This is a genomic window from Membranihabitans maritimus (assembly GCF_021729145.1).
Taxonomy (GTDB): Bacteria; Bacteroidota; Bacteroidia; order Chitinophagales; family Saprospiraceae; genus Membranihabitans; species Membranihabitans maritimus.
Genome location: NZ_JAJSLW010000013.1, coordinates 43,605 through 67,235 on the forward strand (window position 1 = coordinate 43,605; position 23,631 = coordinate 67,235).

Annotated in this window: 25 protein-coding genes; 9 read left to right on the top strand and 16 right to left on the bottom strand. The window is 37.4% G+C overall.

All coding sequences use genetic code 11. The annotated features are described in order from the left end of the window. Positions 1–225: 225 nt before the first annotated feature. From creD to LVD47_RS15880, 3 genes are read right to left on the bottom strand one after another with little or no spacing between them, the layout of a single operon-like run. Entirely contained in the window at positions 226–1,563 is a 1,338-nt protein-coding gene (gene creD / locus LVD47_RS15870; RefSeq protein WP_236978663.1) for a cell envelope integrity protein CreD, read from the bottom strand. 52 nt (positions 1,564–1,615) lie between these two features. Next, complete coding sequence (locus LVD47_RS15875; RefSeq protein ID WP_236978664.1) at positions 1,616–1,906, bottom strand: winged helix-turn-helix domain-containing protein; 291 nt, start codon at positions 1,904–1,906, stop codon at positions 1,616–1,618. After that, entirely contained in the window at positions 1,903–2,520 is a 618-nt protein-coding gene (locus LVD47_RS15880; protein WP_236978666.1) for a hypothetical protein, read from the bottom strand. Before LVD47_RS15880 ends, LVD47_RS15875 begins: the two co-directional genes overlap by 4 nt. A 157-nt stretch (positions 2,521–2,677) precedes the next feature. Here LVD47_RS15880 and LVD47_RS15885 point away from each other — a divergent pair, with 157 nt between their 5' ends. From LVD47_RS15885 to LVD47_RS15905, 5 genes are all read left to right on the top strand, one after another. Continuing rightward, on the top strand, positions 2,678–3,859 hold the full coding sequence (locus LVD47_RS15885; protein WP_236978669.1) for a thiolase family protein: 1,182 nt from the start codon (positions 2,678–2,680) through the stop codon (positions 3,857–3,859). A 153-nt stretch (positions 3,860–4,012) separates the two neighbouring features. After that, positions 4,013–5,905, top strand: a complete 1,893-nt coding sequence (locus LVD47_RS15890) for a tetratricopeptide repeat protein (protein WP_236978671.1) — start codon at positions 4,013–4,015, stop codon at positions 5,903–5,905. A 64-nt stretch (positions 5,906–5,969) separates the two neighbouring features. Next, the gene (locus LVD47_RS15895) at positions 5,970–6,293 is read left to right on the top strand and encodes a DUF4286 family protein (protein WP_236978673.1); all 324 of its coding nucleotides are present in this window, start codon (positions 5,970–5,972) and stop codon (positions 6,291–6,293) included. A gap of 361 nt (positions 6,294–6,654) precedes the next feature. Beyond that, a complete protein-coding gene (locus LVD47_RS15900) occupies positions 6,655–7,197 on the top strand; it encodes a DinB family protein (RefSeq protein ID WP_236978675.1) in 543 nt (180 codons plus the stop codon). After that, positions 7,194–7,538 (top strand): nuclear transport factor 2 family protein, encoded by a 345-nt coding sequence (locus LVD47_RS15905; protein ID WP_236978677.1) that lies wholly within the window; start codon positions 7,194–7,196, stop codon positions 7,536–7,538. Before LVD47_RS15900 ends, LVD47_RS15905 begins: the two co-directional genes overlap by 4 nt. A gap of 3 nt (positions 7,539–7,541) precedes the next feature. Here LVD47_RS15905 and LVD47_RS15910 read toward each other — a convergent pair whose 3' ends face one another. The 6 genes from LVD47_RS15910 to LVD47_RS15935 all read right to left on the bottom strand — a co-directional run bounded on the left by LVD47_RS15910 (position 7,542) and on the right by LVD47_RS15935 (position 12,751). Next, the gene (locus LVD47_RS15910; RefSeq protein WP_236978678.1) at positions 7,542–8,072 is read right to left on the bottom strand and encodes a hypothetical protein; all 531 of its coding nucleotides are present in this window, start codon (positions 8,070–8,072) and stop codon (positions 7,542–7,544) included. 1 nt (position 8,073) lies between these two features. Further along, on the bottom strand, positions 8,074–8,634 hold the full coding sequence (locus LVD47_RS15915; protein WP_236978679.1) for a hypothetical protein: 561 nt from the start codon (positions 8,632–8,634) through the stop codon (positions 8,074–8,076). Next, complete coding sequence (locus LVD47_RS15920) at positions 8,631–10,352, bottom strand: carboxypeptidase-like regulatory domain-containing protein (RefSeq protein ID WP_236978680.1); 1,722 nt, start codon at positions 10,350–10,352, stop codon at positions 8,631–8,633. Before LVD47_RS15920 ends, LVD47_RS15915 begins: the two co-directional genes overlap by 4 nt. Next, positions 10,349–11,344, bottom strand: coding sequence for a COG1470 family protein (locus LVD47_RS15925; protein WP_236978681.1), 996 nt, complete (start codon positions 11,342–11,344; stop codon positions 10,349–10,351). Before LVD47_RS15925 ends, LVD47_RS15920 begins: the two co-directional genes overlap by 4 nt. A gap of 68 nt (positions 11,345–11,412) precedes the next feature. After that, a complete protein-coding gene (locus LVD47_RS15930; RefSeq protein WP_236978682.1) occupies positions 11,413–12,138 on the bottom strand; it encodes a hypothetical protein in 726 nt (241 codons plus the stop codon). Positions 12,139–12,190: 52 nt separating this feature from the next. Continuing rightward, positions 12,191–12,751, bottom strand: coding sequence for a hypothetical protein (locus LVD47_RS15935; RefSeq protein ID WP_236978683.1), 561 nt, complete (start codon positions 12,749–12,751; stop codon positions 12,191–12,193). A 172-nt stretch (positions 12,752–12,923) separates the two neighbouring features. On the opposite strand from LVD47_RS15935, the gene LVD47_RS15940 reads away from it, so the two are divergent. Together LVD47_RS15940 and LVD47_RS15945 are read left to right on the top strand one after the other, a co-directional pair. Beyond that, on the top strand, positions 12,924–14,219 hold the full coding sequence (locus LVD47_RS15940; RefSeq protein WP_236978685.1) for a serine hydrolase domain-containing protein: 1,296 nt from the start codon (positions 12,924–12,926) through the stop codon (positions 14,217–14,219). 82 nt (positions 14,220–14,301) lie between these two features. After that, on the top strand, positions 14,302–14,946 hold the full coding sequence (locus LVD47_RS15945; protein ID WP_236978688.1) for a GyrI-like domain-containing protein: 645 nt from the start codon (positions 14,302–14,304) through the stop codon (positions 14,944–14,946). A 178-nt stretch (positions 14,947–15,124) separates the two neighbouring features. On the opposite strand, the gene LVD47_RS15950 is transcribed toward LVD47_RS15945, so the two are convergent. The 5 genes from LVD47_RS15950 to LVD47_RS15970 all read right to left on the bottom strand — a co-directional run bounded on the left by LVD47_RS15950 (position 15,125) and on the right by LVD47_RS15970 (position 18,973). After that, the gene (locus LVD47_RS15950; protein WP_236978690.1) at positions 15,125–15,514 is read right to left on the bottom strand and encodes a VOC family protein; all 390 of its coding nucleotides are present in this window, start codon (positions 15,512–15,514) and stop codon (positions 15,125–15,127) included. A 59-nt stretch (positions 15,515–15,573) separates the two neighbouring features. Next, the gene (locus LVD47_RS15955) at positions 15,574–16,266 is read right to left on the bottom strand and encodes an RNA polymerase sigma factor (RefSeq protein WP_236978692.1); all 693 of its coding nucleotides are present in this window, start codon (positions 16,264–16,266) and stop codon (positions 15,574–15,576) included. A 13-nt stretch (positions 16,267–16,279) separates the two neighbouring features. After that, positions 16,280–17,248, bottom strand: a complete 969-nt coding sequence (locus LVD47_RS15960; RefSeq protein WP_236978694.1) for a helix-turn-helix transcriptional regulator — start codon at positions 17,246–17,248, stop codon at positions 16,280–16,282. Between the two features lie 101 nt (positions 17,249–17,349). Then, on the bottom strand, positions 17,350–18,204 hold the full coding sequence (locus tag LVD47_RS15965) for an NmrA family NAD(P)-binding protein (protein WP_236978696.1): 855 nt from the start codon (positions 18,202–18,204) through the stop codon (positions 17,350–17,352). Positions 18,205–18,451: 247 nt separating this feature from the next. Next, the gene (locus LVD47_RS15970) at positions 18,452–18,973 is read right to left on the bottom strand and encodes a DinB family protein (RefSeq protein ID WP_236978697.1); all 522 of its coding nucleotides are present in this window, start codon (positions 18,971–18,973) and stop codon (positions 18,452–18,454) included. A 128-nt stretch (positions 18,974–19,101) separates the two neighbouring features. Between LVD47_RS15970 and LVD47_RS15975 the strand changes: the two genes are divergently transcribed. Both LVD47_RS15975 and LVD47_RS15980 read left to right on the top strand, forming a co-directional pair. Continuing rightward, positions 19,102–19,413 carry a putative quinol monooxygenase gene (locus LVD47_RS15975; protein WP_236978698.1) on the top strand — a complete coding sequence of 104 codons (312 nt, stop codon included), beginning with the start codon at positions 19,102–19,104 and terminating at the stop codon, positions 19,411–19,413. A gap of 12 nt (positions 19,414–19,425) precedes the next feature. Beyond that, complete coding sequence (locus LVD47_RS15980; RefSeq protein WP_236978699.1) at positions 19,426–20,112, top strand: nitroreductase family protein; 687 nt, start codon at positions 19,426–19,428, stop codon at positions 20,110–20,112. Positions 20,113–20,194: 82 nt separating this feature from the next. On the opposite strand, the gene LVD47_RS15985 is transcribed toward LVD47_RS15980, so the two are convergent. After that, positions 20,195–21,172, bottom strand: coding sequence for an NAD(P)H-quinone oxidoreductase (locus LVD47_RS15985; RefSeq protein ID WP_236978700.1), 978 nt, complete (start codon positions 21,170–21,172; stop codon positions 20,195–20,197). Positions 21,173–21,179: 7 nt separating this feature from the next. Then, the gene (locus LVD47_RS15990) at positions 21,180–23,570 is read right to left on the bottom strand and encodes a M14 family metallopeptidase (protein ID WP_236978705.1); all 2,391 of its coding nucleotides are present in this window, start codon (positions 23,568–23,570) and stop codon (positions 21,180–21,182) included. Between the last annotated feature and the right edge of the window lie 61 nt (positions 23,571–23,631).

Genomic DNA, 23,631 nt, shown 5'->3' on the forward strand with positions numbered 1-23,631 from the left:
ATTATTTTGTTATTTATAAAATTGTTATTTCAAGAGTAAAACTTCATCTAGTATGATCATTTACAGCCAACTTTTGTGATATGGATATGAATATATTTAGATAATAATTTTATATAGTCGAAAATATCTTAAAATTAATTTTAATAAATAAATACGGGATTTTTCAAAATCAAAAATGAATCTTTTGTTTTACTTCTCTAAAATGGACTATTGATATTAATCCTGCTATTCTTTTTGGCCTGAATCATACCAGGAAATATTGCGGGTGAAATACATCACAAGAGCTAAAATCACAACTAATCCAATACTTCCAATCAGCAATGCGTATTCTTCCAACCGTAAAATCGTAAATAAGAATCCATACATTCCCACAAGCGAACAAAATAGTAACCCGGATTTCCTTTTCTCACGAAATACTGCGAGCGAATAGAGACTTATCATCGATATGATCACTAAAGCGGAGATCACATAAGCGAGGTCAAAATTTACATACTCTGACAATGCAATGAGCAATATATAAAAAAGAGTCAGGCCCAACCCTACCAATCCATATTGAAATGGATGAACCCTCCTTTCTAGCGTTATCTCGAACAGGAAAAACATCAAAAAAGTAAGGGCTATAACCATTAAAGCATATTTGACAGACCGGAGAGATTTTTTGTAGTTGTCAACAGGAATAATAAAATCAACACCAAACGCAGATCCATTTAAACTTTCTTCACGATCCAAATCCATCCATGATTGGGGGAAATTCCTATTAAATTCAAGTATTTTCCAACTGGCATTAAACCCCTCTTCAGATACCGCTCTGGTATCCGGTAAAAAATCACCCATAAATGAAGGAGCGGTCCAAGAGGATTCTATTTCAACTTCGGTATTTTTTCCAATCGGAATAAAGCTGATATTACCACTCCCATTAAGATTTAAACTGACTTCAAAATCCAGGTAACCCGTATAATTTTGTTGTAAATCATCTAATTCAATGGTAACTCCAGAATGAATAATATCAGGAATTCGGGTACCCGGTATAATTTCACGCCCCCTTCCATTCCACACCACATTCATTCCTTCTTTAATACCTTTTACATCTGAAACTCCCATTGTTAAAAATGCCTTGTCATAACGAACCCTGCTCACTCCTTCTATTTCCCAATTCTGGGCAATATTGATTGTACCATTTATATTTAATTCAGACTGATAAACTACAGCATCATAAATCCCCTTCGACAATATTTTGGGTATAACCCGGCCATTAACAATTAAATTTTCAGGAAGTACGAAAAAATTCCTGGTTACAATAATCTCATCCTCAGTTGCGCCTGATTTAATCTCAATCGGGATAGTCAGTATTGGTCCATTTATCAATTGTCCTCCTGCCCAGTTTTTATCGATTTCCCCTACAATTTGCTGGCTATATTCCATTCGCTCGTTAATAAGTTCTTGAATCATAGCCGATGGGATCATCAGTAAAAGCGATAAAAAAGCAATTATAACCAATTTAATAGTAGCTGAATTCTGGAACCATTTTCCAAATTCTGAAGTAAAATGTTCTGTTGATTTCATATTCATATTATTTAAAAGTACTTTGTATTTCAAAGTTATTAAACAAAAAATTTTATTTAAGAAGTTGCTCTATTGCCTTAATATGTTGCTCAAAGGCAGTTCGTCCTTCCTCTGTGGCAAAATATCTGGTCTTTGGCTTTCTATCGACAAACTCTTTAGAAAAACGTACATATTTCTTCTTTTCCAGATGTTTTATATGACTTGCCAGATTCCCGTCCGTCACGCCCAACAAGTCCTTCAACCCATTGAAGTCAATATATTCGTTCGCAACCAAAACGGCCATAATCCCCAGACGGGTTTTATTCTCAAAAGCTTTATTTAAATTGTTTAATATCCGTTTCACGATCCGTACTTCCTGTGCATAAAAATTCCGTACACTATGTGCATCAATCCAAATCCTATTGCCCAAAACAACAATCCATAGCCAATGTAAAATCCTAATAATCCCAATGAAATTTCCACAAATCCCAGGCTGCGAATTTCAGTTAAGGTAAAGTCACCTGCACTAATTAACCCAAGACCGTAAAAGATCAAAGATAAGGGCAAAATATATTGGATCTCACCACGAATCAATAAAATAGAGCAAATCATTCCTCCTGCCAAAAGGGGAATTGCCAGACTGGTTAACAGTTTACGGGTTCTTGGATCATTCAATTTCTGTCTGTTTTTCCTTGCCTTCCTGGCTGTAAAAAACAAAGCTCCCGCCAATGCACCCAAAAATGTTCCTACGGCCAAAAGAATAAGAAACCGGACTTCCTTTCCGGACAAAACTATTTCCTGATAATCTTTACCTAGCCCGTGCATTCCGAGTTTCCAAAAAGCAATAAAAGTCCCAATTATTCCTATAACACCGGCAGAAATACCGGATAACCCACTCAAGGAAATAAATTTTGAAGACCGGTTCATAAGATTCCGTATCTCCTTAAGATCTTGAATATATTTTTGTTTATCTTCCATTAAAAGTACTTTGAACTACAAAGTAACTAACTAAATTTTAATTTTATTGTACTTTTAAATATATTTTGTTCAAAGATTATAAAATCATAACTTCTAGAAATGGATAAAGGATTGAAAGGATTCAATATCTAAGCCTACTAAATATAAAAAATTAAATATGCAAAGAGTCTATATAATATCGTCAACCCGCACACCTATTGGGAGCTTTGGTGGTATTTTCTCCGGGATACCCGCCACAAAACTGGGAGCTACAGCCATTCAGGGTGCGATTTCACGGGCCGAAGTCCCCCACACTGAAATAAATGAAGTATTTATGGGAAATGTGGTTTCTGCAAATTTAGGCCAGGCTCCTGCGAAACAGGCATCAAGATATGCCGAAATACCGGATAATGTACCGTGTACATTAATTAACAAAGTATGTGCATCAGGAACGAAAGCCATCATGCTCGCTGCACAAAGCATTATGCTCGGACAAAATGAAATCACCGTAGCAGGTGGCATGGAAAATATGTCAATGATTCCATACTATATTCCCAAAGCGAGGTTTGGATATAAATATGGGTCTTCTGAATTAATAGACGGACTTCAAAAAGACGGTCTGGCAGATGCTTATGACCATTCTCCAATGGGAATTTCGGCTGACAATACAGCCAAAAAATACGATATTTCGAGAGAAGAACAGGACAATTATGCTATATCCAGCTATAAAAGAGCTGCAGAAGCGACTGAAAAGGGATGGTTCAAAAAAGAAATCACCCCTGTCAGTGTACCCCAAAGAAAAGGAGTCCCTCTTTTAGTTGATACGGATGAAGAATTTAAGAAAGTAAAGTTTGAAAAAATACCACATCTTCGACCTGCTTTCACAAAAGACGGGACTGTAACCGCTGCCAATGCTTCAACTATTAATGACGGTGCTTCTGCCTTAGTTCTTGCCGGGGAAGAATATGTCAAAGCAAACGGGCTTAAACCGATTGCTGAAGTTATTGCTTTTGCCGATGCTGCCGTAGAACCCAAGTGGTTTACAACAGCCCCGGTTCCTGCCGCAAAAAAAGCCATTAACAAAGCCAAACTTTCTCTGGATGATATCAATCTTTTCGAAGTTAATGAGGCTTTTTCCGTCGTGCCTTTGTTTTTTGAAAAGCAATATAAAATTCCACATGAAAAAATGAACATTTTCGGAGGAGCTGTGTCTCTTGGCCACCCATTGGGTGCTTCAGGGGCCCGTATAGTAACCACTTTAATTAACGCTTTGCAACAGTCCGGTAGCGGGGAAATGGGATGCGCTTCCATCTGTAACGGAGGAGGTGGTGCTTCCTCTATAATTGTAAAAGCAATGTAGTTCGATTATCTTATATTGAATACTGTTAGTCCAATAATCATTTATGGGAATCGTTGATAGTAGAGTATGTGATTAAAAATTTAATTGCTGAACTGAACACAAATATTTTTGTTATGATACCGATTGGAATTATAAACTGATAACCTTTTTCAGATGAAACTACCTTATATCATATTCTTCGTTGTATTCTTCGCTTGTTTCGGAACTGTATTAATTTCCCAAAATCCGCAATTAGCCATTCATTACTACAACAGGGGAGAATACGAAAAGGCAGGTAGCATTTTCGAAGAATTGGTAAAAAAAGAGCCCAGACATCCTTTTTATTTTGAAAAACTAATGGATTGTTTGACGCAATTACGGGAATACGACACTGCCATAAAACGCATTGACGACCGTATTCAAGCCATGCCTGCGAATCCAATGAATTATTTCCTTAAAGGAAACATATACGAACTACAAAACAACAAAGAGGAAGCAGAAAAAAGCTTCCTGGCAGCTATCGAAAAAGCTTCCGGAGATGTAGCAATGGTTTCAAAACTGGCACAAGATTTTCAGGAAAGGGGAAAATTCGAACTGGCATTGGCTACCTACCAAGAAATTCTGGATACTGAAAAGACCAACTCTTCTTTCCTATTTCCTATGGCTTCATTGCACTATCGATTAGGTCAATACGGTCCAATGATAGATCGTTATCTCGATGCTTTAGAAATGCGTCCCGAAAGTGCTAATTTTGTACTCAACTATTTTCAAAGATATCTACCAGACGACCACCTGGACACACTGGAAACAAAGGTATTAGAAAGACTTCAAAAATCGAGTATAGATGCATTTAATGAAGTATTAGCCTGGACCTATATTCAGCGGGATGATTTTTCAATGGCCTATCGCCAATTGCGATCCATAGACAAACGGAAAAATGAAAATGGATTTCGATTATTTAAGTTGGGAAATGATGCTCTTGCTGCTGATGAATACAAAGATGCTGAGCGAATTTTTAATTATATCATTGCTGATAAAGGCCCCCAATCACCTTATTATTTTGATTCCCATAAATCATTATTAAAAGCAAAACTAGCACAAATACAAAGCGGAAATGATTCTACCCAAAGGACATTACAACATGAACTGACATCCAATTATTTGGTTCTAGTTGACAGTTTGGGATATACCCGCTTTTCTGCATCACTTGCTAAGGATATTGCCGAGATACAGGCATTTAATTTACATGACTATACGGCTGCAGTCGAAACCCTGGAGAAAGTCATAAGCATCAATGGAATTTCCAACAACCTATTAAGCCAGTCCAAACTTCTATTAGGCGATATTTACCTATCCATTGGAGAAAGATGGGAAGCGACGCTTCTATACTCCCAGGTAGACAAAGCACATAAGGAAGACCGGATTGGACAAATGGCTAGATTTAAAAATGCAAAATTATCGTACTATATGGGCGAATTTGACTGGGCTCAAAAACAATTTGACATACTCAAGTCAGCTACATCCAGATTAATTGCCAATGATGCGATCGATATGAGTGTTTTTATTATAGACAATATGGGGTTGGATACGACTGACCAAAATTTAAAAAACTATGCACGGGCCGATTTTTTACACTTTCAAAACAGAGATCAGGAATCGCTCGCAGCGCTGGATAGCTTAAAAAACAGATTAGACTCACTTCACAACCTCAGGGATGATATTTCATTCCTCGAAGCCCGTATCTATGAAGATAATAGAGCATACGATAAAGCCCTTTCCCAATATGCCCTACTCTGCAAAAGTTATCCCGACGGCATTTGGGCCGACAATGCATTATATGCGATGGCCCATCTATATGATCAAAAATTGAATTCCCCTCTAAAAGCAAAGGATATTTATGAAAAGATTTTCCTGGAATATTCAAATAGTACTTTTGCCGTGAATGCCAGAAAAAGATTTCGGGAGATAAAAGCATTGTTTGAAAATGATGAGATCACTCCCAAAACGAATATACCGGGTAATCCCGGTGAGGAATCATTAGAAAAGGGTGAAATCAGAGAAAACTAAATAATAGCAAACCATTAATCGTAAAATTTGGTTTTTTTAATACACTATAAAGAAAAAAAGTAATTTGAAAATTGTCTATAACATAACGACCAAGATTGAAGATGAAGTGGCTAGAAAATGGTATCGGTGGATGATGGATGAACATATCCCGGCAATGATGGGAACCGGATGTTTTGAGTCATATCGCTTCTTTCAATTAACCAGTTTGCCAGAAGAAGAAGGCCATACATTTACAACCCAATTTGTAGCTGTACAACGTAAAAATCTTCAAAACTACCTGGACAATCACCTGTATGCGCTCCAGGCCAAAATGGACACAGAATTCAAAAATCAGTATGTTTCATTTCAGACCGTCATGAACTTATTGGATGAAGGGGAAACTGCATAGATCGCTTTGAGTAAGCCATGGCCAATTGCCATCAGATCCTCGAAAGGTCAGAAGTCCAAAGTCTGATTTTTGTTGACAGAAAGAATTTGTCGATCGACAGGATCTAAGGATTAGTACCTTTCGTTTTAGAATTTTGGGAGGAAGTTATTAGCACAAATATATTCGTAGCTTTTTAGACAAGAGTTTCAAGTAACGAGCCAAGAGTTTATAGGTGTTCACTCATGGATTGTAACTTGAAGCACACAACTTTGGGATTTCATTTTCCCAAACTTGTCGTAATTCCCCCTCCATATTGTCGTTTTCGCACAGGAATTTCACTTTAGAATGATAGTATATTTGTATTATCATCAATTCAAAAACAATGAAAAGGAAGTTTTTTACCGAATTTAGTAATGCCTTTGAAACTTTAATCTTAATGCTAACCTATTTAGATCAGGATCAGCTTAATACCAAACCTAAATCTACCAGTGGCACCGAAAATGAAGATGCTTTGACATCAGGCCAGATTGGGGACCATCTATATAAATCTTATTCAGTCCTTGAAACACTAAATGGTAAAACCTCTCCGGCAAACAGGCCGATTGATGCAAAAGCAATAGGGATTCGTGAAACTTTTCTGGACTTCAACTCAAAGATGAAATCACCGGAGTTTATAGTACCCACCCAAGAACTCGTTGCCAAGGATTACCTGCTAACAAACCTAAAAGAAAGAACAGATGAGATCCTGGAATTTGTCCGGACGAAAGATCTCTCCCTTCTTTGCCTGGACTTTGAATTGCCAAATGCAGGAACATTAACCCGGTTGGAATGGCTACATTTTATTTCAGTCCATACACAAAGACATAACTATCAACTCCAAAATTTAATTGATTCTCTACCAACTAAACAATCTCTATTACCATGACACAAAGAAAAATACTCCTCAAAAAGATCAACGAAGCGTTTGCCAAAAACAATTCTGCATTTATAATTGAAAATATTTCCGATGATATTGAGTGGACAGTGCATGGAGATTTCATGATAAAGGGAAAAGAAGCCTTTACTAAAAAATTACAAAATATGGTTAGCGACGAAGAATTTCAACTAGAAATAGATAACATTATTACTCACGGAAAAGAAGCTTCGGTAAATGGAACAATGAAATCCCCTAATAAAGAGGTATATGCCTTTTGTGATATCTATTCCTTTAGTGGGTTCAAAAAGGCCCGGATTCGAAAAATCACTTCCTACGTAATAAAGATCTAACCCCTATTCATTATCCCACATTGTATAAATGATTTCTGTCTCATAATCATCGGCTGGTAAAGCAAGTGATATCCCGGAAAACCTGTATTGCAGTGTTATGTTATCTACTTTACCATATCCTGTAAATAACGTAGTAGAAATATTCGTAATATTCTGGTAATTAACTCCTCCCGTTATAGAGCTTGGGTTACTAAGAATATCCAACAAACTATTATCAGGTGTCCCTCCGGTACGCCGGACAGCCGGAATTATAGAACCATTCCAGTTAATATCAGATTTTCGCACTTCAATCCGAAATGGATTTGCACCAATTCCCAGAATCAATATAGAAGTGGTGTATCTTATATCCATAATATTTTGATTGGTTGCACTTTCAATAACATTGCTTAAATCATTACCCGCATCAGAGACTTGAGAAACATCCTGCACACTCATCCAATCAGTACCACTTAATGTCATAGTACTTATTGTTTGTGCCGAAACACATGAAAAAGAAAAGACCAATGCCAAAGACACAAATTCCCTTACCATCATACTAATTATCTGTAATAGTAAAATGAACCGTTACTACGGCTGCAGATGACTCCGATAAATCCCCGAATTCATCGACTTCCAATGTATACGTTAGACGATGCCCGTTCCCTGCACCGCTACCAGTATATCCCCGAACAATGTTATCTAAAATAACCTGAGGTGCAGATGTCAAAACCTTTTCCCCCGTGGAAATTCCGAGTACTCCATCCCCACTCCTCAGATAGTTAGCTGCTGTTAATTTTAATATCAATCCATCCGGAATACTTCCAGCAGTTACGTTGACATCAATCCTTTTGGTATTACCACTGCGGTCCGAACATGAATAATTAATCCATTTGCTTTGATCCTCAGCCAAAGGTTGTGAGAATCCCAACCCCGCTTCAGAAATGGAACTAGTTGCCAATTGTATTTCCCCGGAAGGTTCAATATCCATAATAGCTATATCTCCAATAGAAACTCCAATATTTTTACTTTGGCTGACCAATAATTGTGCAGATAAATTCTCTTTCACAGCTACCATCATCAAACACACGAACACTATTATATTTAGGTTTTTATTCACTCTTTATTGGATGAAATTTTAATTGTTTCTCCAGTCATCTTAATATTTTTCATTTTATTTTTCGCCACAAATTCAATCTTGACCCTTTCTCCTTCCCTTACCAGAATACTTTTTTCTAGTTGGCTAAACTGCAGGTTTTTATCAATTGAAAATTTCAGTACCTCGACACCCCATTTACCAGGTGGTATATCTGAAAAATTAAATTCCTCATTAATTTTACAAGCCTGTACCATTTTATTATCCCCATTACTTATTTTGATATAAACAGGACGATCCAGGTCAGCTTCATATTGTAACACCTTATTTTGACCAGATAAAAGAGATATTCTTCCCTGTATCGATCCACCCTCTACAAAAATAAAATCTTCTATTTTGTTTTCGTTCTGTCCCAACTCCAATTTTACCGGTGTTGGCCTTTTAGCTACAAAACCCAATGGGATAGAAAATTCATCAGGAATGATATAATAACTCCCTTCTCTGAGGTTATTAAATGAATATACACCCTCCGAATCTGATATAGTTTGCATGCCATTCAAATTAATGATAACACCTATCAAGGGCGTACCATCAGACTTTTTTAAGACCCCTCTAATACTTCCCAGGTTGTCATTTTTCTTATAGGGTATGCCTAAATTAAGGGTATAACCAACTGAACCAAAAAACAGGTTCCGCGCTTGATTACGGGGCTTACTATACCTGGTAGAAATAGAAACAGAATGAGAAGGGTTGATAGTTGACGTCCAATTCAATGCAAAAAAATCCTGATTTAAGTAAAATTCTTCCGGAGTAAAAGAATTCTGATATGAAAGGTATAATTGCATCCAGTCGCTGACTGTCCAATTCAAACTGCCACCGTAAAACAATGTTTCCAATTGATCCGCACCATATCTTTGACTATTTAAATAACTAAAGTGCCCAGACAGTGACAAACTTTTAAAAAATTCATACTCAATAGATCCTCCCATATTATAAAGCATAGATATTTTATCATCCGAAGATTTATAATTTCGGGTCTGCCCTATTTCAGAAAATAATCTATATCGAAATGTAGATAGATTTTCATTGAAATTTAGTCTAAAATATACCTCTGAATAATCAAATAAATCCAATCGAAGCCGATCTTTTCGTCGTCTATATCCTGAGTTAAAACGGATATTGGATTGGTTTTCTAAACGATAGGAGAGAATTCCGGATATATTTTGAGATAGAGGTGCAGAAATATACAAAGTATCCAAAGATGGATTACTATCAGTATAATTCGCATTTAAAGAGATATTTACTTTATCCATGGGATACAAAAAATTAGAATTTATAACGGTTGAATTCCTGTAGTACCCCAAAAATTCCGCACTGGCGAATAATAGTCCGGCCGTAAATCGTATATCTTTAACCCGGGTATGTATATTACCAAAATATGAAAAAGACAACTCTCCTTTATCCCATTGAGAAGCCATTTCGCTTTCAAAACTCAGATTCTCTTTGTCAATATTGACGAAGACAGACGGAATATATACCGAAGAGTCCTCACCGGCAAAGTCTTTTCTCAAAAGCACTCCACCCCATTTTGTAGTATTATTACGTTGAATTTCAGTTTTCAATCCCCACTCACTGCGTAATCCCGGAAAAAACCTGGGTTGTCCCCAAAATCCCTCTATAGAAGTATTCCCCTTGTTTACAAATAACGAAGCCCCGCGGGAATACCTGCCAAATTCTGTCAAACGGGATAATTGAAAAAATTGATCACCAACCTTCCCCCCCAATTCCGGGCCTGATAATAAACGTAATATTCTTCATAATTCCCAAAAGTGGAATAGGCTATTCGATCCGGCGCTCGCAGGTGAAATTCCAACCTATTATTCCTTTTCTCATTCAATACCTTTTTTCCAAATATATCTGCCTGTATAACGGATCGCCAACTCCCTCCAATATGCCTCATTAATAGATTCCCTGTTATACTAATAGGAATTTTCTGGTAGTCGGGGACCTTATATCTTGAATCAGGGAAAACAGTAATACGATCGTAAAAATTTATAGATGTATCTATTTCTTCGGAAGTCCATTTTGTATGGATACTAATTCGTTTGCTCTTAATCAGTTCTCCATGTCCAGGGGTATTACCTTTTAATTCAATTTTTTCCACACCACCGGGTTCTATGAAGAGACTATCCCGATTGAAGAAAATGAACTCCTTTGAATTCCCTTTCAATGTCAGAGGAATATTCCCCTTGTTTATCAATTGATATTGAGCTCTATATTCTTCACCAGCAATTATATAATTTTTACCACTGATTTTATCGATACTGATATCGAAAATTTTACTGAAGTTCAAATGCAACATATCACTATATACCAATATGGTATCCTTATGATACAATCGAATGGGAATCCTTATCGATGGCATTTTGAAAGATTCTGGGACTCTCACTCTGAAAATAGCTATTAAAGTGTCAATTGGATTAACCGATTTGGCTTGTTGTAAATTGCTCATCCCAAACCAACCATTTGGAAGGTCCCATTCAGCACTTAAATAATATGAAATATCTTCACTACGATTCACGATCTGGGCTACAAAGCTTTGAGAGGATCCCGGTGATATTTCATGAACGGGTTCTTGCATCCATTCAATATCTAAATCCTGTGCCTGGATCCAGGAAAAGGGGAAAAATAATACTATTGTTAAAACAGGTCGTATATATAAATAATCAATCATCCTCTATTTCCAGACTAAGTTGGACACCAAATGCCTCATCACTCTGTGATTCAGCGATCAACATAGCCTCATGTTCCTCGTTCCAACTTCGGGATATCCACCCTGTACCGCTTGGAAGTAGACGGAAGGGTACGTAATCTTTTAGATGAAAAGACCCCTATTGAACTTCCTTGCTGGTCAAATATCTCCACATTCATAATAGCATTGATAAAACCATTTCCTTTATTTATAACATCAATATCCAGGTGGGATTCTTCTCCACTATTTCGCAAATTCACATCAATAAAATCCAAATCAGGTTTTCCGGTTCCATTAATATTCGTAATAACCTGAATGGCATATCGAAAAACGGTCCTAATTCTGACCCCATTCCGATTTTGGCCCTCATCTAAAAGATCGGAAGGTTCTACCATTATAGCACTCCAGTAGGTTCCAATTAATTCAACATCCCCTGGGACTTCAATTGAGAAATTAACTTGTTTTTCCTCTTTCGGTTCCAGTGTCACCGATACAGGTGTTATGTTCAACCAACCTGCATTGGAACGATCCAGACTCCCCGGTTCACCATATCTCGTCTCTCCTTTGTAATTAAATGAATAATCTGTCTGGTAAATCAAGACAGATTTTGATTCATTACCAATATTTTTTAATTGAATTACGCCTTTACTTTGATCTTCTCCGGCTAAATTAAATGTATGAGTCAAACCATTAACAACTACAATCTTACCTTGAGAAATTATAGGTATTAATATAATAAGTAATGTAAATCTAATCCATTGAAAGACAAAAATCATTACGTAAAAAATTTTATTAAAAGAAAATTCTTCCTTTAGTAAACTTTTATAATTAGTTCGTAATAGTGTAAGTTACGGTAATGGTTTGACCTGTGCTTGCTTGCAGATTACTAAAATCACCTGTTCCCTGTGATTCAAGCGTATAGGTGAGATTGTGACCGTTGGAAGCTCCATCCCCTGTATAAGCACTACCTATGCTTTCTATGATATTTTGTGCCATAGTATTACTTAAAGTCACCTCACCTGTAGGTGTTCCTGTAGTTCCTTCACCATTTCCTGCATCTGCAGCTGCTATAACCTTCAATATGTAACCAGGTGTAGCGGCACTTGTTTGAGCAGTAATATTCCTGGATTCCGATCCTACATCTTCAAGCACAGAAGTATAATTGATCCATAAGCTACTATTAGGCGTACTTTCCATTGTTGCGCCCGCTTCATCAGGCGATGTAAGTCCCATGTCAATATCAATACTTCCAGAGGATTCTATATCCATAATAAATACCTCGTCTACAGAAATAGTAATATTGTGATCAGCAGATGCTACATCCTGAGAATAGGCGGTAAAAGAAATAAATAAAAACAGAGTGAAATTAATGTAATTTATATTCTTCATAATTATAGGGTTACAATTCTTAAATAAAAATCAATACAATATACAAAAAATATCAAAATATGAATTCTTCTTGTTATAAATTAATATTTAAAAATTAGTTTCTTCATCTTTATAACATTCATTATATTGACCACATACTAAATTAATATTAACTTTAACACTAAACTTCCTTATGAAATTTGGCTTTATTCAATTAATTTTCGTTTTTATCTCATTTATGAACATCCAGGCGCAAACAGTTACACCCAATATCTGTCCGCCTCTTAGCCAGGGCACCCCAATAGAAGAAGGAATGTCTCCTCAGCGATTGGCCCTAATTGATAAAATGATAGATGAGTCTGTTACTAATGGTGAAATACCCGGAGCCGTGGCCCTGATAGCCCGTAATGGGAAAATTATTTACCACAAAGCTTTTGGTATGGCCAATACACAACGTAAAAGATTGATGGGAAAGGACGCAATCTTCCGCATTGCTTCACAGACAAAAGCAATTACCTCTACCGCAGTAATGATCCTTTGGGAAGAAGGACATTTTCGATTGGATGATCCCATATCAAAATTCATCCCCGAATTTAAGAATCCACAGGTTCTTAAAGGATTTAGGTATTCAGATACTACTTATTCCACTGTTCCCGCCAATAAAGAAATCACAATAAGGCATTTGCTCACCCACACATCCGGATTAGGCTACGGCATGATAGATAATGATGAAAGAATGAAAATGATTTATCAAAAAGCTGGGATCATTGATGCTTTTACCACGAAGGATATCACCATTGAGGAAAACATAAAAAAATTGGCAGCTCTACCATTACACCACAATCCTGGAGAAAAATATACATATAGCGAAGGATTGGATGTTTTAGGTTATTTTGTAGAAATCATATCCGGAATGCCATTTGATGAATTTCTGCGTGAAAGGTTGTTTAAACCGCTGGATATGAACGACACCTGGTTTTATCTACCGGAGAATAAGGCAGGCAGATTAGTTGCAGTTCAAAGCTATGATGGAGGTACCTGGAAAGAATATGACGGAGACCTTTTTGATCCCAACTACCCTGTCAAAGGGGCAAAAACTTTTTTTTCGGGAGGGGCCGGATTATCAAGTACAGCCGAAGATTACGCTAAATTTTTACAAATGTACCTAAACAATGGGGTATATCGAAATAAAAGGATATTGAGCAGGACTACAATCAAAACAATTATGTCAAATCAAATTGGAAGTCTTAGAGGCACCAACAAGGAATATTATGGTCTTGCATTTGGAGTGTTTACTGAGGAGGGTGTAGCAGCAGGTGGCCTGGGAAGCAAAGGGACATTTGATTGGGGTGGCTATTTTAATACCCAATATTTTGCAGATCCAAAGGAAAATATTATTGGAATCATTATGAAACAGACCCGAGGTGGCCCTGGAGACCCTACAGGATGGAAGTTCAGGCAGTTGGTAGGAGCTGCTGTAGATGACTGACAATTTTATTCACATCCGGATTTGCTCATGACAAACCGTTGTCACTACCGTGTTTTTTCTTTGTCAAAACACCATTGAGCAAATGAAAAAATTGAACCTCACCCAAAAGTATAAATCATATTTTAATGCAAAATTTCATCCCGAATTCGTAAATATCGAAGAGGCACAATTTCTATCAATTGAGGGGAAAGGAGATCCTTCTGGCCAAGACTTTAACAGAAGGATCCAGATAATATATTCCACTGCCTATACTTTAAAATTTGCATACAAATTAATGGGGAGGGACTTTGTAGTATCCAAACTCGAAGCTCAATGGTGGTATGACGAGAATAAATTTAACTCCATCACTATGGAAGATGCGCCTCTGCTTATCCCAAGATCCGAATGGGCATATCGCATATTAATTCGTATACCTGAATATATAACAGACTCAGAAGTGCAAAAATCAATAAACATTGTGCATTCAAAAAAAAATATGGACCTCGCTAAAGAGATTTCAATATTCCGAATGTCAGAGGGACTCTGTGTTCAAATGCTCCATATTGGACCCTTCGACACTGAAGCACAAACCCTGACAATCATGCATGAATTTATACAACGACAAAATAATTTAGTCAAAAACGGCCTCCACCATGAAATTTATTTATCAGATTTTAGAAGGACTTCTCCCGAAAACCTCAAAACGATATTGAGGAAACCGGTCAAATTCTTTGGCGGTTCCACTTAAATTAAACTGTGCTTGACGAATAGTTAAAAATTCAGAGGGATAGGAAATATACAAGGATTACCCCGTTATTCTGTGGCAAATTAAGAATTGGTATTATGGAGTTACCATCTGAAAACACCGATCTTCACCCTATTCTCAAGTACTCTGAATCCTAATGTTTCATCAAATTCAGTCTACATTATTCTCCTCGTTTTAATGGCAATTCACCGGACTGATAAAACGCCATTGGATGTCCATCGGGATCTAAAAAATCTGAACTCCATCCACCAGGAGCTTCAGACACTGGCGTCACTATTTCGACCCCAGCTTTGGACATTTCTTCCAGTACCGTCTCCATATACCCTTCCTCAAGTTCAAAAACAATTATCGGCGAACGGCCAATTTCCTCCTTCCCCTCAAAAAATAATAATTCTACCCCATTGGCTGTTTTTGCTATTAACCAATCTGGTTCTTCACCTCCGGGTTGCCGTTCTGTGTCAACACCCAAAATATCGCGGTAAAATCGCTCCGTACGTTCAATACTGCTTACATTAAAAACAACTGAAAAATTGTTAAATTTCGGTTTCATACTTTTCGCTTTTTAGATTACCAATTCAAATTTATATATAGACATAAAAAATGTCTATATCATTTCTCACTCATATTGTTGCCGCCAGGCTCCTTTTTGTGAGCAGAAACGGAACGAATTGTAAATAAATGTCCATCCGGATCATAGCTTCCTATAATTCTTCCCCCGGAATCCATATCGTCTTTTCCTTTAGGGTCCCTAATCGATCTGTGTAGAGACCTTCTTATCAACCCCCTTTGCAATGTGGTTTCAGATTCACTACTTATTTCCGGACCTTTACCAGTTACATCAGTATAAGAACTCCATTCCCGACGCAGGGCTGTCAATCTTTGTCGAAAAGCGGAATCAGGTATGTTGATAAGGTATAATATTTCTTTTCTATTTAGTCCACAATTAATCAAGCGGCCAATAATTCGAAGTGAGGGCCTAAGAGCTTCAAAAAATGCCTCCGGAAACACATTAAAAGTACAATGGTCCTCGCTCAGGTTTCCGTCGAAAAGAACTTCACGTTTTTTGCGACGTCCTTCTGTCCGGGCAATAAAGGCAGCACGATTACGAAGAACTCCGTGAGCCCACGGTAAAAATCCCGGCTCGGAAAGATTCTTACCTATGCGAACAGCTTCAAGAAAAAGATCCTGAACCAAATCTTTCACTTCTTCCTTTTTACGGGAATAAAGATAAGCTATTCTTTGGAGTTCTTTCATAAGCTTCAACCCCTCCTCTTCTTCGAAATACGTCCTATTATTTTTCATTGTTATATCTATTTCAGGTATTCAGCGTAGCTTGAATCTCACTCGCTATTACCCGTATTCGATCTTTTAATTCATTGGGTTCAATGATTCTGGCATAATCACCAAACATCATATACCATCGTGGGAACCCGTCATTCAATTCGTGTACAAGAAAAGTCAATTCCACTTCTTCACCTTTATCTATTTTTGATATAAATCCGTGGTACTTCAACCCTCCTCTGATGTACTTCATTATTTCTTTTTTGACCAGGATTCGCACTTTGACAGTAGGCCTGGTAAGCTCTTCTGTCCTTTCGAGGTATTCATCCAGGGTTTTATGTTTTAAGAAAAAATCATGAATACTACGGCTGATATTGAGAATACGGTCGGTACGAAACTGTCGATAATCCTTTCTCAAATGGCAGTATCCATAAATATACCAATACCTATTTTGTTGAAATACGCCTACAGGTTCGATATACCGCTTACTGGGTTGATCTGATGATAATGACCGGTATTGAAGTAATACCTGCTTTTGTTCCCCTATACTTTCAAACAATATCTCCAGCACATCTGGTATTTCTTGATTGATATGTATCTGTTCAGAACTCACAAATACCTGAGTTTCCAGAACATCTATAAAGTCTTTCTCACTACCCTTCAGTACAGATTTGATTTTGAACATGGCAGACTCAAAATACGCTCCAAGAGATTTGTCTGTAAAATTCTGCATCAGTTTTTCAGCTGCCACGAAGCTTACTGCTTCCTTTCTAGTAAACATTACGGGTGGTAGTCGATACCCCTCTACTAAAGAATACCCTTTACCCTGTTCATTCACAATGGGGACTCCAGAATTCTCTAACGTCCGGAGATCGCGATAGATCGTTCTTATATTCACTTCAAACCTGTCCGCCAGATCCTGGGCTTTAATAAATTTCTTCGACTGTAGCTGTATTAATATAGCTACAATGCGATCAAATTTTTTTAACGTTTCAGCACTCATAACCGGATAGATTATTTCCCAAATATAAGATTTAAGCTTAAAAAAGGTATTTCGTATGTATTCTATTCCATTCACCGGACACTCACAACTTTTTCGAAAATTCAGGATTTCTTACTAAAATACTCTACCAGAGTAGTAGACAGGATTTCCCTTTCGTGTTCTTGACTTTCAGGGTACACCTTCCCCTCTATTACGGCTTTTGTCATGTCAGCTAAGCCATTGGCTGCTTTCTCCGTAAAACCGGCCCGGAGCAAAGTATCCAACCAATATTCAGGTAGTATTTGCTCTGTCCTAATATCCCTGCTCCATTGTATACTCAAAATTTCTGCCACATCCAAAGCACTGTAAGAATGAGAAGATGTTAATTCATAAATCCTTTTATTAAAATCACCCAGGATGATTAACCTTCCAATAAACCGGGCCACATCTCTAGGTGCCACCATATGAATTTTTAGATCGACAGGAAAGAAAGTATACAGGACCCCTGTTTTCCTTGCTGTATTCACAAAGCCTAACCAGTTGCTAAAAAAATAGGCAGGTCGGACAAATATCTGCTCGATCGATAAATCCGCGAAAGCATTTTCCAACATGTTTGAAATAACAAGATTTCCCGTTCCAGTGTTGAACTGAGCACCAATGGAAGACAGTCCCACAATTCTTTCAATATCCGACCCCTTTATTGCTTCCCTGTAATTTTCTATAATTTTTTCAGCGTCACTTATTGGATCTGTTGACGATGGGTTTTCCGGTGTCATCAAAAGTACGGTCCTCCCATCTTTCAACACACTTTTCAGAGCCGAACAATCAAATAGGTCTGCACGTCTCATAGAATAACCCTTCCTATCCGAACACTCCACTGTTCTTCTCGTAACCCCCACCAAAAGCTCTTCATATTTACTCAATTCTTGTAAAACGCCTGAACCAATCTGCCCGGTTGCCCCCAATACTATAATCATAAAAAAACTTTTTATGTTTTCGAGAAAGAAATATGAGAGTCCTGACAACTCTGTGTCAAAGGAGTGATGAATGTTAAAAAATGAGTCTCTATTATGTATACCACCGTTGAAATGATTAACCTTTTACAATTCTCTCAAATAAAAACAGCGGGTCAATAATTCTACCCGCTGTAATTTTATATAGTTATAAACACAAAATAAACCTGATAAAAGTCTTCCAATTCCTGGGAAAAAGCACAATTCCCTTTTATCGTTCCCAAAAATAGGGTGGTTCAATACCTAAGGATCGAAGATATACATAGCCCTGTCCCCTGTGATGAATCTCATTATCGATAAAATAAAGTACATGCCACCAAACTTTCCCTTCGTACTGCCCAAATGCCAAATCGACCATTTGTAACCGGCCAGGTTGGATCTGTTCCCAATTTTTATTAATTTGATCCGTACTCCAATCCCATAATTTTAACAGTTCATCTTTTGTCTTAGGAGTGCCGGGGCTACCTTCAACTTCCTTTTCTCCAAATTGTGTCCACTCTCCGGTAGCAACACCTCTGGCCCCGGGTGCAGCCATATGAATCATTTCCATCGCGAGTTCGGAAAAAGGACGCATACCACCAATTGAATAGGAGAATAATTTATCTTCCGGAAAAGCATCAATCGCTTTGCGGGTTAATCTTCTATGCCCCTGCCAATGTTCAAGTAGTTCATCTTGTTTCAGGGTTATTTCATCTGTTTTAGAGTGGTTCATAGATTTTGTTGATTCTTGCATCGTTTAATTTTTTTTATTAATTATGGCTCAAAATAAATCCTCCACCATGACAACCCTTTGTCACAACTATTTCAAAAAACTATATTTCACATAATTTTTTTATTTTCATTTATAAAATCGACTCCACTATGAAAAACAAATACGGGCTACACGGATATTTGAAAGCAAAAAAAGGAAGTGAAGAACAGCTATCAAATTTATTACTGAAGGCATCTGAATTAGTATCATCTGCTGAAGGATGTCACTTATACATTATAAGTAAAGCAGATGATCCCCAAACGGTATGGATCACAGAAGTCTGGGAAAATAAGGAATTCCACGACCATTCCCTTGAAATACCCGGCGTCAGGGAGTTAATAGGAAAAGCTATGGAATTATTGGACGAAATGCCAAAGAGGGGACAAGAACTGACCGTTTTAGGCGGATTAGGACTTTCCTAAAATAGATAAGAAATGGGACAAATTATTGAAAAAGAAATAAATGGATATCCCCATATAATATACCAGCACCCCCAGCAGGAAAACAACTCCGTGGATCTGTCAGCGGAATACTTATGCCGAACCAAAAGCCGCAGGTCAATCCGGGAATTTTCTAATAAGGAAGTTCCACGGGAAGTAATTGAAAATATTATCAAAACAGCAGCTACATCTCCATCCGGTGCAAATAAGCAACCCTGGATATTTTGTGCAGTCTCAAGTCCTGAAATAAAATCAAAAATAAAAGCGGCCGCAGAAAAGGAAGAAAAAATAAACTATGACCAAAGAATGAGCGAGGAGTGGAAACAGGACCTGGAGCCATTGGCTACAACCTGGCAAAAACCATATTTAGAAAAAGCACCCTGGTTAATAATTGTATTTAAGCAGATCTTTACTTATTCTTCGTCCGGAGAAAAGCGAAATCACTATTATGTCAATGAATCAGTAGGTATTGCCTGCGGTTTATTAATCTCAGCCATTCACCATGCCGGATTGGTTACCTTGACACATACTCCAAGCCCAATGAATTTTTTATCCGAAATTCTTGACCGTCCTGACAATGAACGTCCTTACCTGTTACTTCCCGTAGGATTTCCGGAAAACAGTATTTATGTACCGAAAATTCATAAGAAACCGTTCCAGGAAGTTGCTCAATTTTATTAAATCTTTAAAAAAATTTCTTATCAACAAGATCCCTTTACCTGATCCTGCGGAGAAAAATCCATTTTAAAACCCAACTTATCTTTTATGCCACAGTTAAAATAATTTTTCCAATATTCCTGTTTTCTGACATTATAGAATGGGCAAGCTCGATTTCTTGCCAGGGAAGTTCTTTGTAAACGATTGGTTTGAGAGTTCCCTTAAGAAAATACTTCCCCAGGTCGTGATGGAATGAAGAAACCAATTTCCTCTTATATGACAAGCTTCTCGAACGCAACGTACTTCCCTGGATTCTCAAACGCTTAGCTAAAATGGAAAGCAAATTAATTCCTTCTACCTTAGTTCCTCCCAGTACAGCCAATATAACTAATATACCATCTTCGGAAAGGGATTTAATATTATCATTGAAATAATTAGCCCCAATAAAGTCCAGGATAAAATCGACCCCCTGACCTGATGTCTGAGTTTCAATTATTTTAGAAAAATCTTCAGAAGTATAGTCTATTACATAATCGTATCCAGTTTTTTTGCAAAAATCAACCTTCCCGGAACTTGCTGTTCCAAAGATTTTAATATCTTCTTCCAGTTTTGCGATTTGAAATGCTGCAAGACCTACACCAGAAGCTGCTGCATGAATTAGAATACTTTCTGCTTCTTTAATATTACCCAACCAATGTAGACTCTGATAAGCAGTGAGGAATACTTCCGGTATCGCTGCAGCCTGGGCATGGCTAAATTCTTCTGGCTTTGCCCAAATCAACCCTGCATCCATAACACAAAACTCTGCATAAGCCCCACCGTCTACCAATCCGGTAACTTCATCACCAACTTTCCATTGTTTTACTCCAACACCGCATTTCTCAATGACTCCACTACATTCCAGGCCTAAAATCTCAGAAGCTCCTTGCGGTGGAGGATATTTACCTTCTCGCTGAAGCAGATCTGCACGATTAACCCCAAAAGCCATAACCTTGACCAGGACCTCATTTCTTCCCGGATCAGATGGGGGCTTTTCTGAAAAATATAATGCTTTAGTCCCTGAATGTATCGCTACATATTTCATATTGATATTAATTGCCGATCATGAATTTCTCAGGTTTGTAAACGCTTCCGTCTTTACATTTCAAAGTAAAAAAGTACATTCCCGAAGTGAATCCCTGGATTGGTATCTCCAATCGACTCCAATCACCCACAGAGCGAAAGTCACCACTGGAAATTAATTTTCCAAGAATATCCCTTATTTCCCAATAATGAGGTTGAAGGTCTCCTTCAAAACCATCTTCTGTTACAAAAAGTGTCTCCCCATTGTGTACCGGATTAGGAAAAATATTTAAAAGCTCAGAATCAAGTATGCTAGATTCTCCAGCAGTAAGGGTATTAGAATGTTCGATTTTCATATCATCAATAAAAATCCCGTCAGATGTTTCGCCAGAATTGGCGACCATTTCCCATTTAAAGTAAACTCGCTGTCCTCTATATGCACCTAAATAGACACGCTCTGACAACCATTGGGGCTGTTCACCAGTATAAACTGGAAACGAAACATTCCCGTAATCAAAAAAGGCAGTACTATAATTTCCACACAGTGGAATAAAGTTTACATTATCAGTACTTATAAGCAAACGAGCATAATCCTTTCTATTTTTAATATCCCATTTCACCTTATAAGTTAGAAAAACCTCTTCTTCATTTGGTATTAAAAAGCTTTCTCTACTTACTAATTCATTACTTGAGGAGGGTTTGTAATCCCCATTCGGAGAATCAGTAATACTACTTGGAGCTGTGTAATAAGTGTTTTCTGTCAATCCCCAAGCATTAAAATCATTCTCCGAACGAATCCAATGTTGCAAATCTCCTGGATCACTCAATACTTTAACAGGTTCACGATCAGAAATATATTGATACGTAATGGTATCAGTTTGATTCATAGTACCATTATCAAATGTAATTTCAAATATTACTTTTTCTCCATCTTTGACATTGTCATCCAATTCAAAATTAATAAAATACTCTTCTTGCGGATTCTTCCCCACCAGATAAATAGATTCCTGATAATTTTTAATATTATTTGTCAGAGGTCGAATTTTACTTTGCACTCCCGTTTCATCTACCCCTAATAAATAAAGATAAAATGGGTGATTAAATTCCTTATTTCGAAGAATAGGATCATAAGAGTGAACCACTTTTACAAAATCAAGAGAAGCGATGGCTATATTAAGGTTTTGTTCAAGTTCCCGTTGACATAATTCCGTAATTATTGATTTCGGTGGCCAAAATCCAAAAACATCAGGACCTACTTCGGGGGTCAAAGAGAAAATCCTGGTTTTCGAATTTGTCTCACCAAACATCCAATCATCTGCATCGCCATTTGTATTATACAAAACAGTCTCTCCAGAGGTTCCATACAATATTCTTTTCTCCAGTGAGAGTCCCTTAGCGAGAGTTTGATACGTCTTTGACTCAGAATTATCAACACCCTCGTATCCCCAGGGATAAATTAAATAATCACCATAAGAATGATAATTTAGCGCGGCAACAATTTCATTCTGTTCGCAGATCCATTTTACCGCCTGTGTTTCGGGCTCTGAAAATGCCTGGTTACCCCGATATAACTCCGACTCAGGATTACCTGAAGAACCGTCATCATCAAACCCCCATTTATAACCATAGTTTCTATTCAAGTCGATCCCGTAATTGCCATTCCCCAAGGGTCTTCGGTTTTTCCTCCACATCCCCCCCCCTCCGGGAGCTACTTGTTCATTGTAAACATACCCATCGGGATTTACACAAGGAATAAAGTAAAGGGAAGTTTGATTCAAAATAGAAGTGACCATTGGGTCTTTACCATAATTTTCCAACAAATACCACATATAATATATCAATTGCTGCATACTCAAAGGCTCTCTTGCATGGTGAAGAGCAGTATACAACACCTTCTTCTTATTTGAAAATGAACTATTTTGATTGGATATTTCAACAGAATATATAGGTCTCCCTTCGTAAGTTTCAAAATCTGAGATAGGAAGAACTTTAGAGATCAAATTAGGATATTTTGTAGCCATTTCATCCAATTCTTCTTTCATTTCGTCAAATGTCAGGTAACCGCCCATAGAACCGAGATTAAAATTATTTGGAACTGTACCTGGCTGAAACCCGCAAAATTCAAAATCTGATCTAGAGGTTATACGATTATTCTGTTCAATATAATATTGAGTTAAATCCGGCACTATGACACTGTAGGGAATATTACCGGACGTAAGACTTCTAAGTTCACTTTCCGAAACCTCAACGAAAATTCCAGTCCTGTCTCCGTGAAAATGATCTAGTGTTAAAAAATCCCTGGAAGCTTCTATAAATTCTTCCTGAATATAGATCCGAGAATATTTTAGATTCTGTGAAAGTCCCAACGATGGCAAGCTTATGAGTATTCCCCATAAAAGTAAGTGTGAAAGAGTTTTCATCTAACAGTTTTGAACCGATTTATGTAACGAACTAATAATAATTTTTGCAAAATATTAAAAA

What these genes read in the sequence shown, in the direction of transcription:
- creD (WP_236978663.1), bottom strand. Translation starts at nt 1,563, where the DNA reads ATGAAATCAACAGAACATTTTACTTCAGAATTTGGAAAATGGTTCCAG.
- LVD47_RS15880 (WP_236978666.1), bottom strand. Translation starts at nt 2,520, where the DNA reads ATGGAAGATAAACAAAAATATATTCAAGATCTTAAGGAGATACGGAAT.
- LVD47_RS15885 (WP_236978669.1), top strand. Translation starts at nt 2,678, where the DNA reads ATGCAAAGAGTCTATATAATATCGTCAACCCGCACACCTATTGGGAGC.
- LVD47_RS15890 (WP_236978671.1), top strand. Translation starts at nt 4,013, where the DNA reads ATGAAACTACCTTATATCATATTCTTCGTTGTATTCTTCGCTTGTTTC.
- LVD47_RS15900 (WP_236978675.1), top strand. Translation starts at nt 6,655, where the DNA reads ATGAAAAGGAAGTTTTTTACCGAATTTAGTAATGCCTTTGAAACTTTA.
- LVD47_RS15905 (WP_236978677.1), top strand. Translation starts at nt 7,194, where the DNA reads ATGACACAAAGAAAAATACTCCTCAAAAAGATCAACGAAGCGTTTGCC.
- LVD47_RS15910 (WP_236978678.1), bottom strand. Translation starts at nt 8,072, where the DNA reads ATGATGGTAAGGGAATTTGTGTCTTTGGCATTGGTCTTTTCTTTTTCA.
- LVD47_RS15925 (WP_236978681.1), bottom strand. Translation starts at nt 11,344, where the DNA reads ATGATTGATTATTTATATATACGACCTGTTTTAACAATAGTATTATTT.
- LVD47_RS15930 (WP_236978682.1), bottom strand. Translation starts at nt 12,138, where the DNA reads ATGATTTTTGTCTTTCAATGGATTAGATTTACATTACTTATTATATTA.
- LVD47_RS15935 (WP_236978683.1), bottom strand. Translation starts at nt 12,751, where the DNA reads ATGAAGAATATAAATTACATTAATTTCACTCTGTTTTTATTTATTTCT.
- LVD47_RS15940 (WP_236978685.1), top strand. Translation starts at nt 12,924, where the DNA reads ATGAAATTTGGCTTTATTCAATTAATTTTCGTTTTTATCTCATTTATG.
- LVD47_RS15945 (WP_236978688.1), top strand. Translation starts at nt 14,302, where the DNA reads ATGAAAAAATTGAACCTCACCCAAAAGTATAAATCATATTTTAATGCA.
- LVD47_RS15950 (WP_236978690.1), bottom strand. Translation starts at nt 15,514, where the DNA reads ATGAAACCGAAATTTAACAATTTTTCAGTTGTTTTTAATGTAAGCAGT.
- LVD47_RS15955 (WP_236978692.1), bottom strand. Translation starts at nt 16,266, where the DNA reads ATGAAAAATAATAGGACGTATTTCGAAGAAGAGGAGGGGTTGAAGCTT.
- LVD47_RS15960 (WP_236978694.1), bottom strand. Translation starts at nt 17,248, where the DNA reads ATGAGTGCTGAAACGTTAAAAAAATTTGATCGCATTGTAGCTATATTA.
- LVD47_RS15965 (WP_236978696.1), bottom strand. Translation starts at nt 18,204, where the DNA reads ATGATTATAGTATTGGGGGCAACCGGGCAGATTGGTTCAGGCGTTTTA.
- LVD47_RS15970 (WP_236978697.1), bottom strand. Translation starts at nt 18,973, where the DNA reads ATGCAAGAATCAACAAAATCTATGAACCACTCTAAAACAGATGAAATA.
- LVD47_RS15975 (WP_236978698.1), top strand. Translation starts at nt 19,102, where the DNA reads ATGAAAAACAAATACGGGCTACACGGATATTTGAAAGCAAAAAAAGGA.
- LVD47_RS15980 (WP_236978699.1), top strand. Translation starts at nt 19,426, where the DNA reads ATGGGACAAATTATTGAAAAAGAAATAAATGGATATCCCCATATAATA.
- LVD47_RS15985 (WP_236978700.1), bottom strand. Translation starts at nt 21,172, where the DNA reads ATGAAATATGTAGCGATACATTCAGGGACTAAAGCATTATATTTTTCA.
- LVD47_RS15990 (WP_236978705.1), bottom strand. Translation starts at nt 23,570, where the DNA reads ATGAAAACTCTTTCACACTTACTTTTATGGGGAATACTCATAAGCTTG.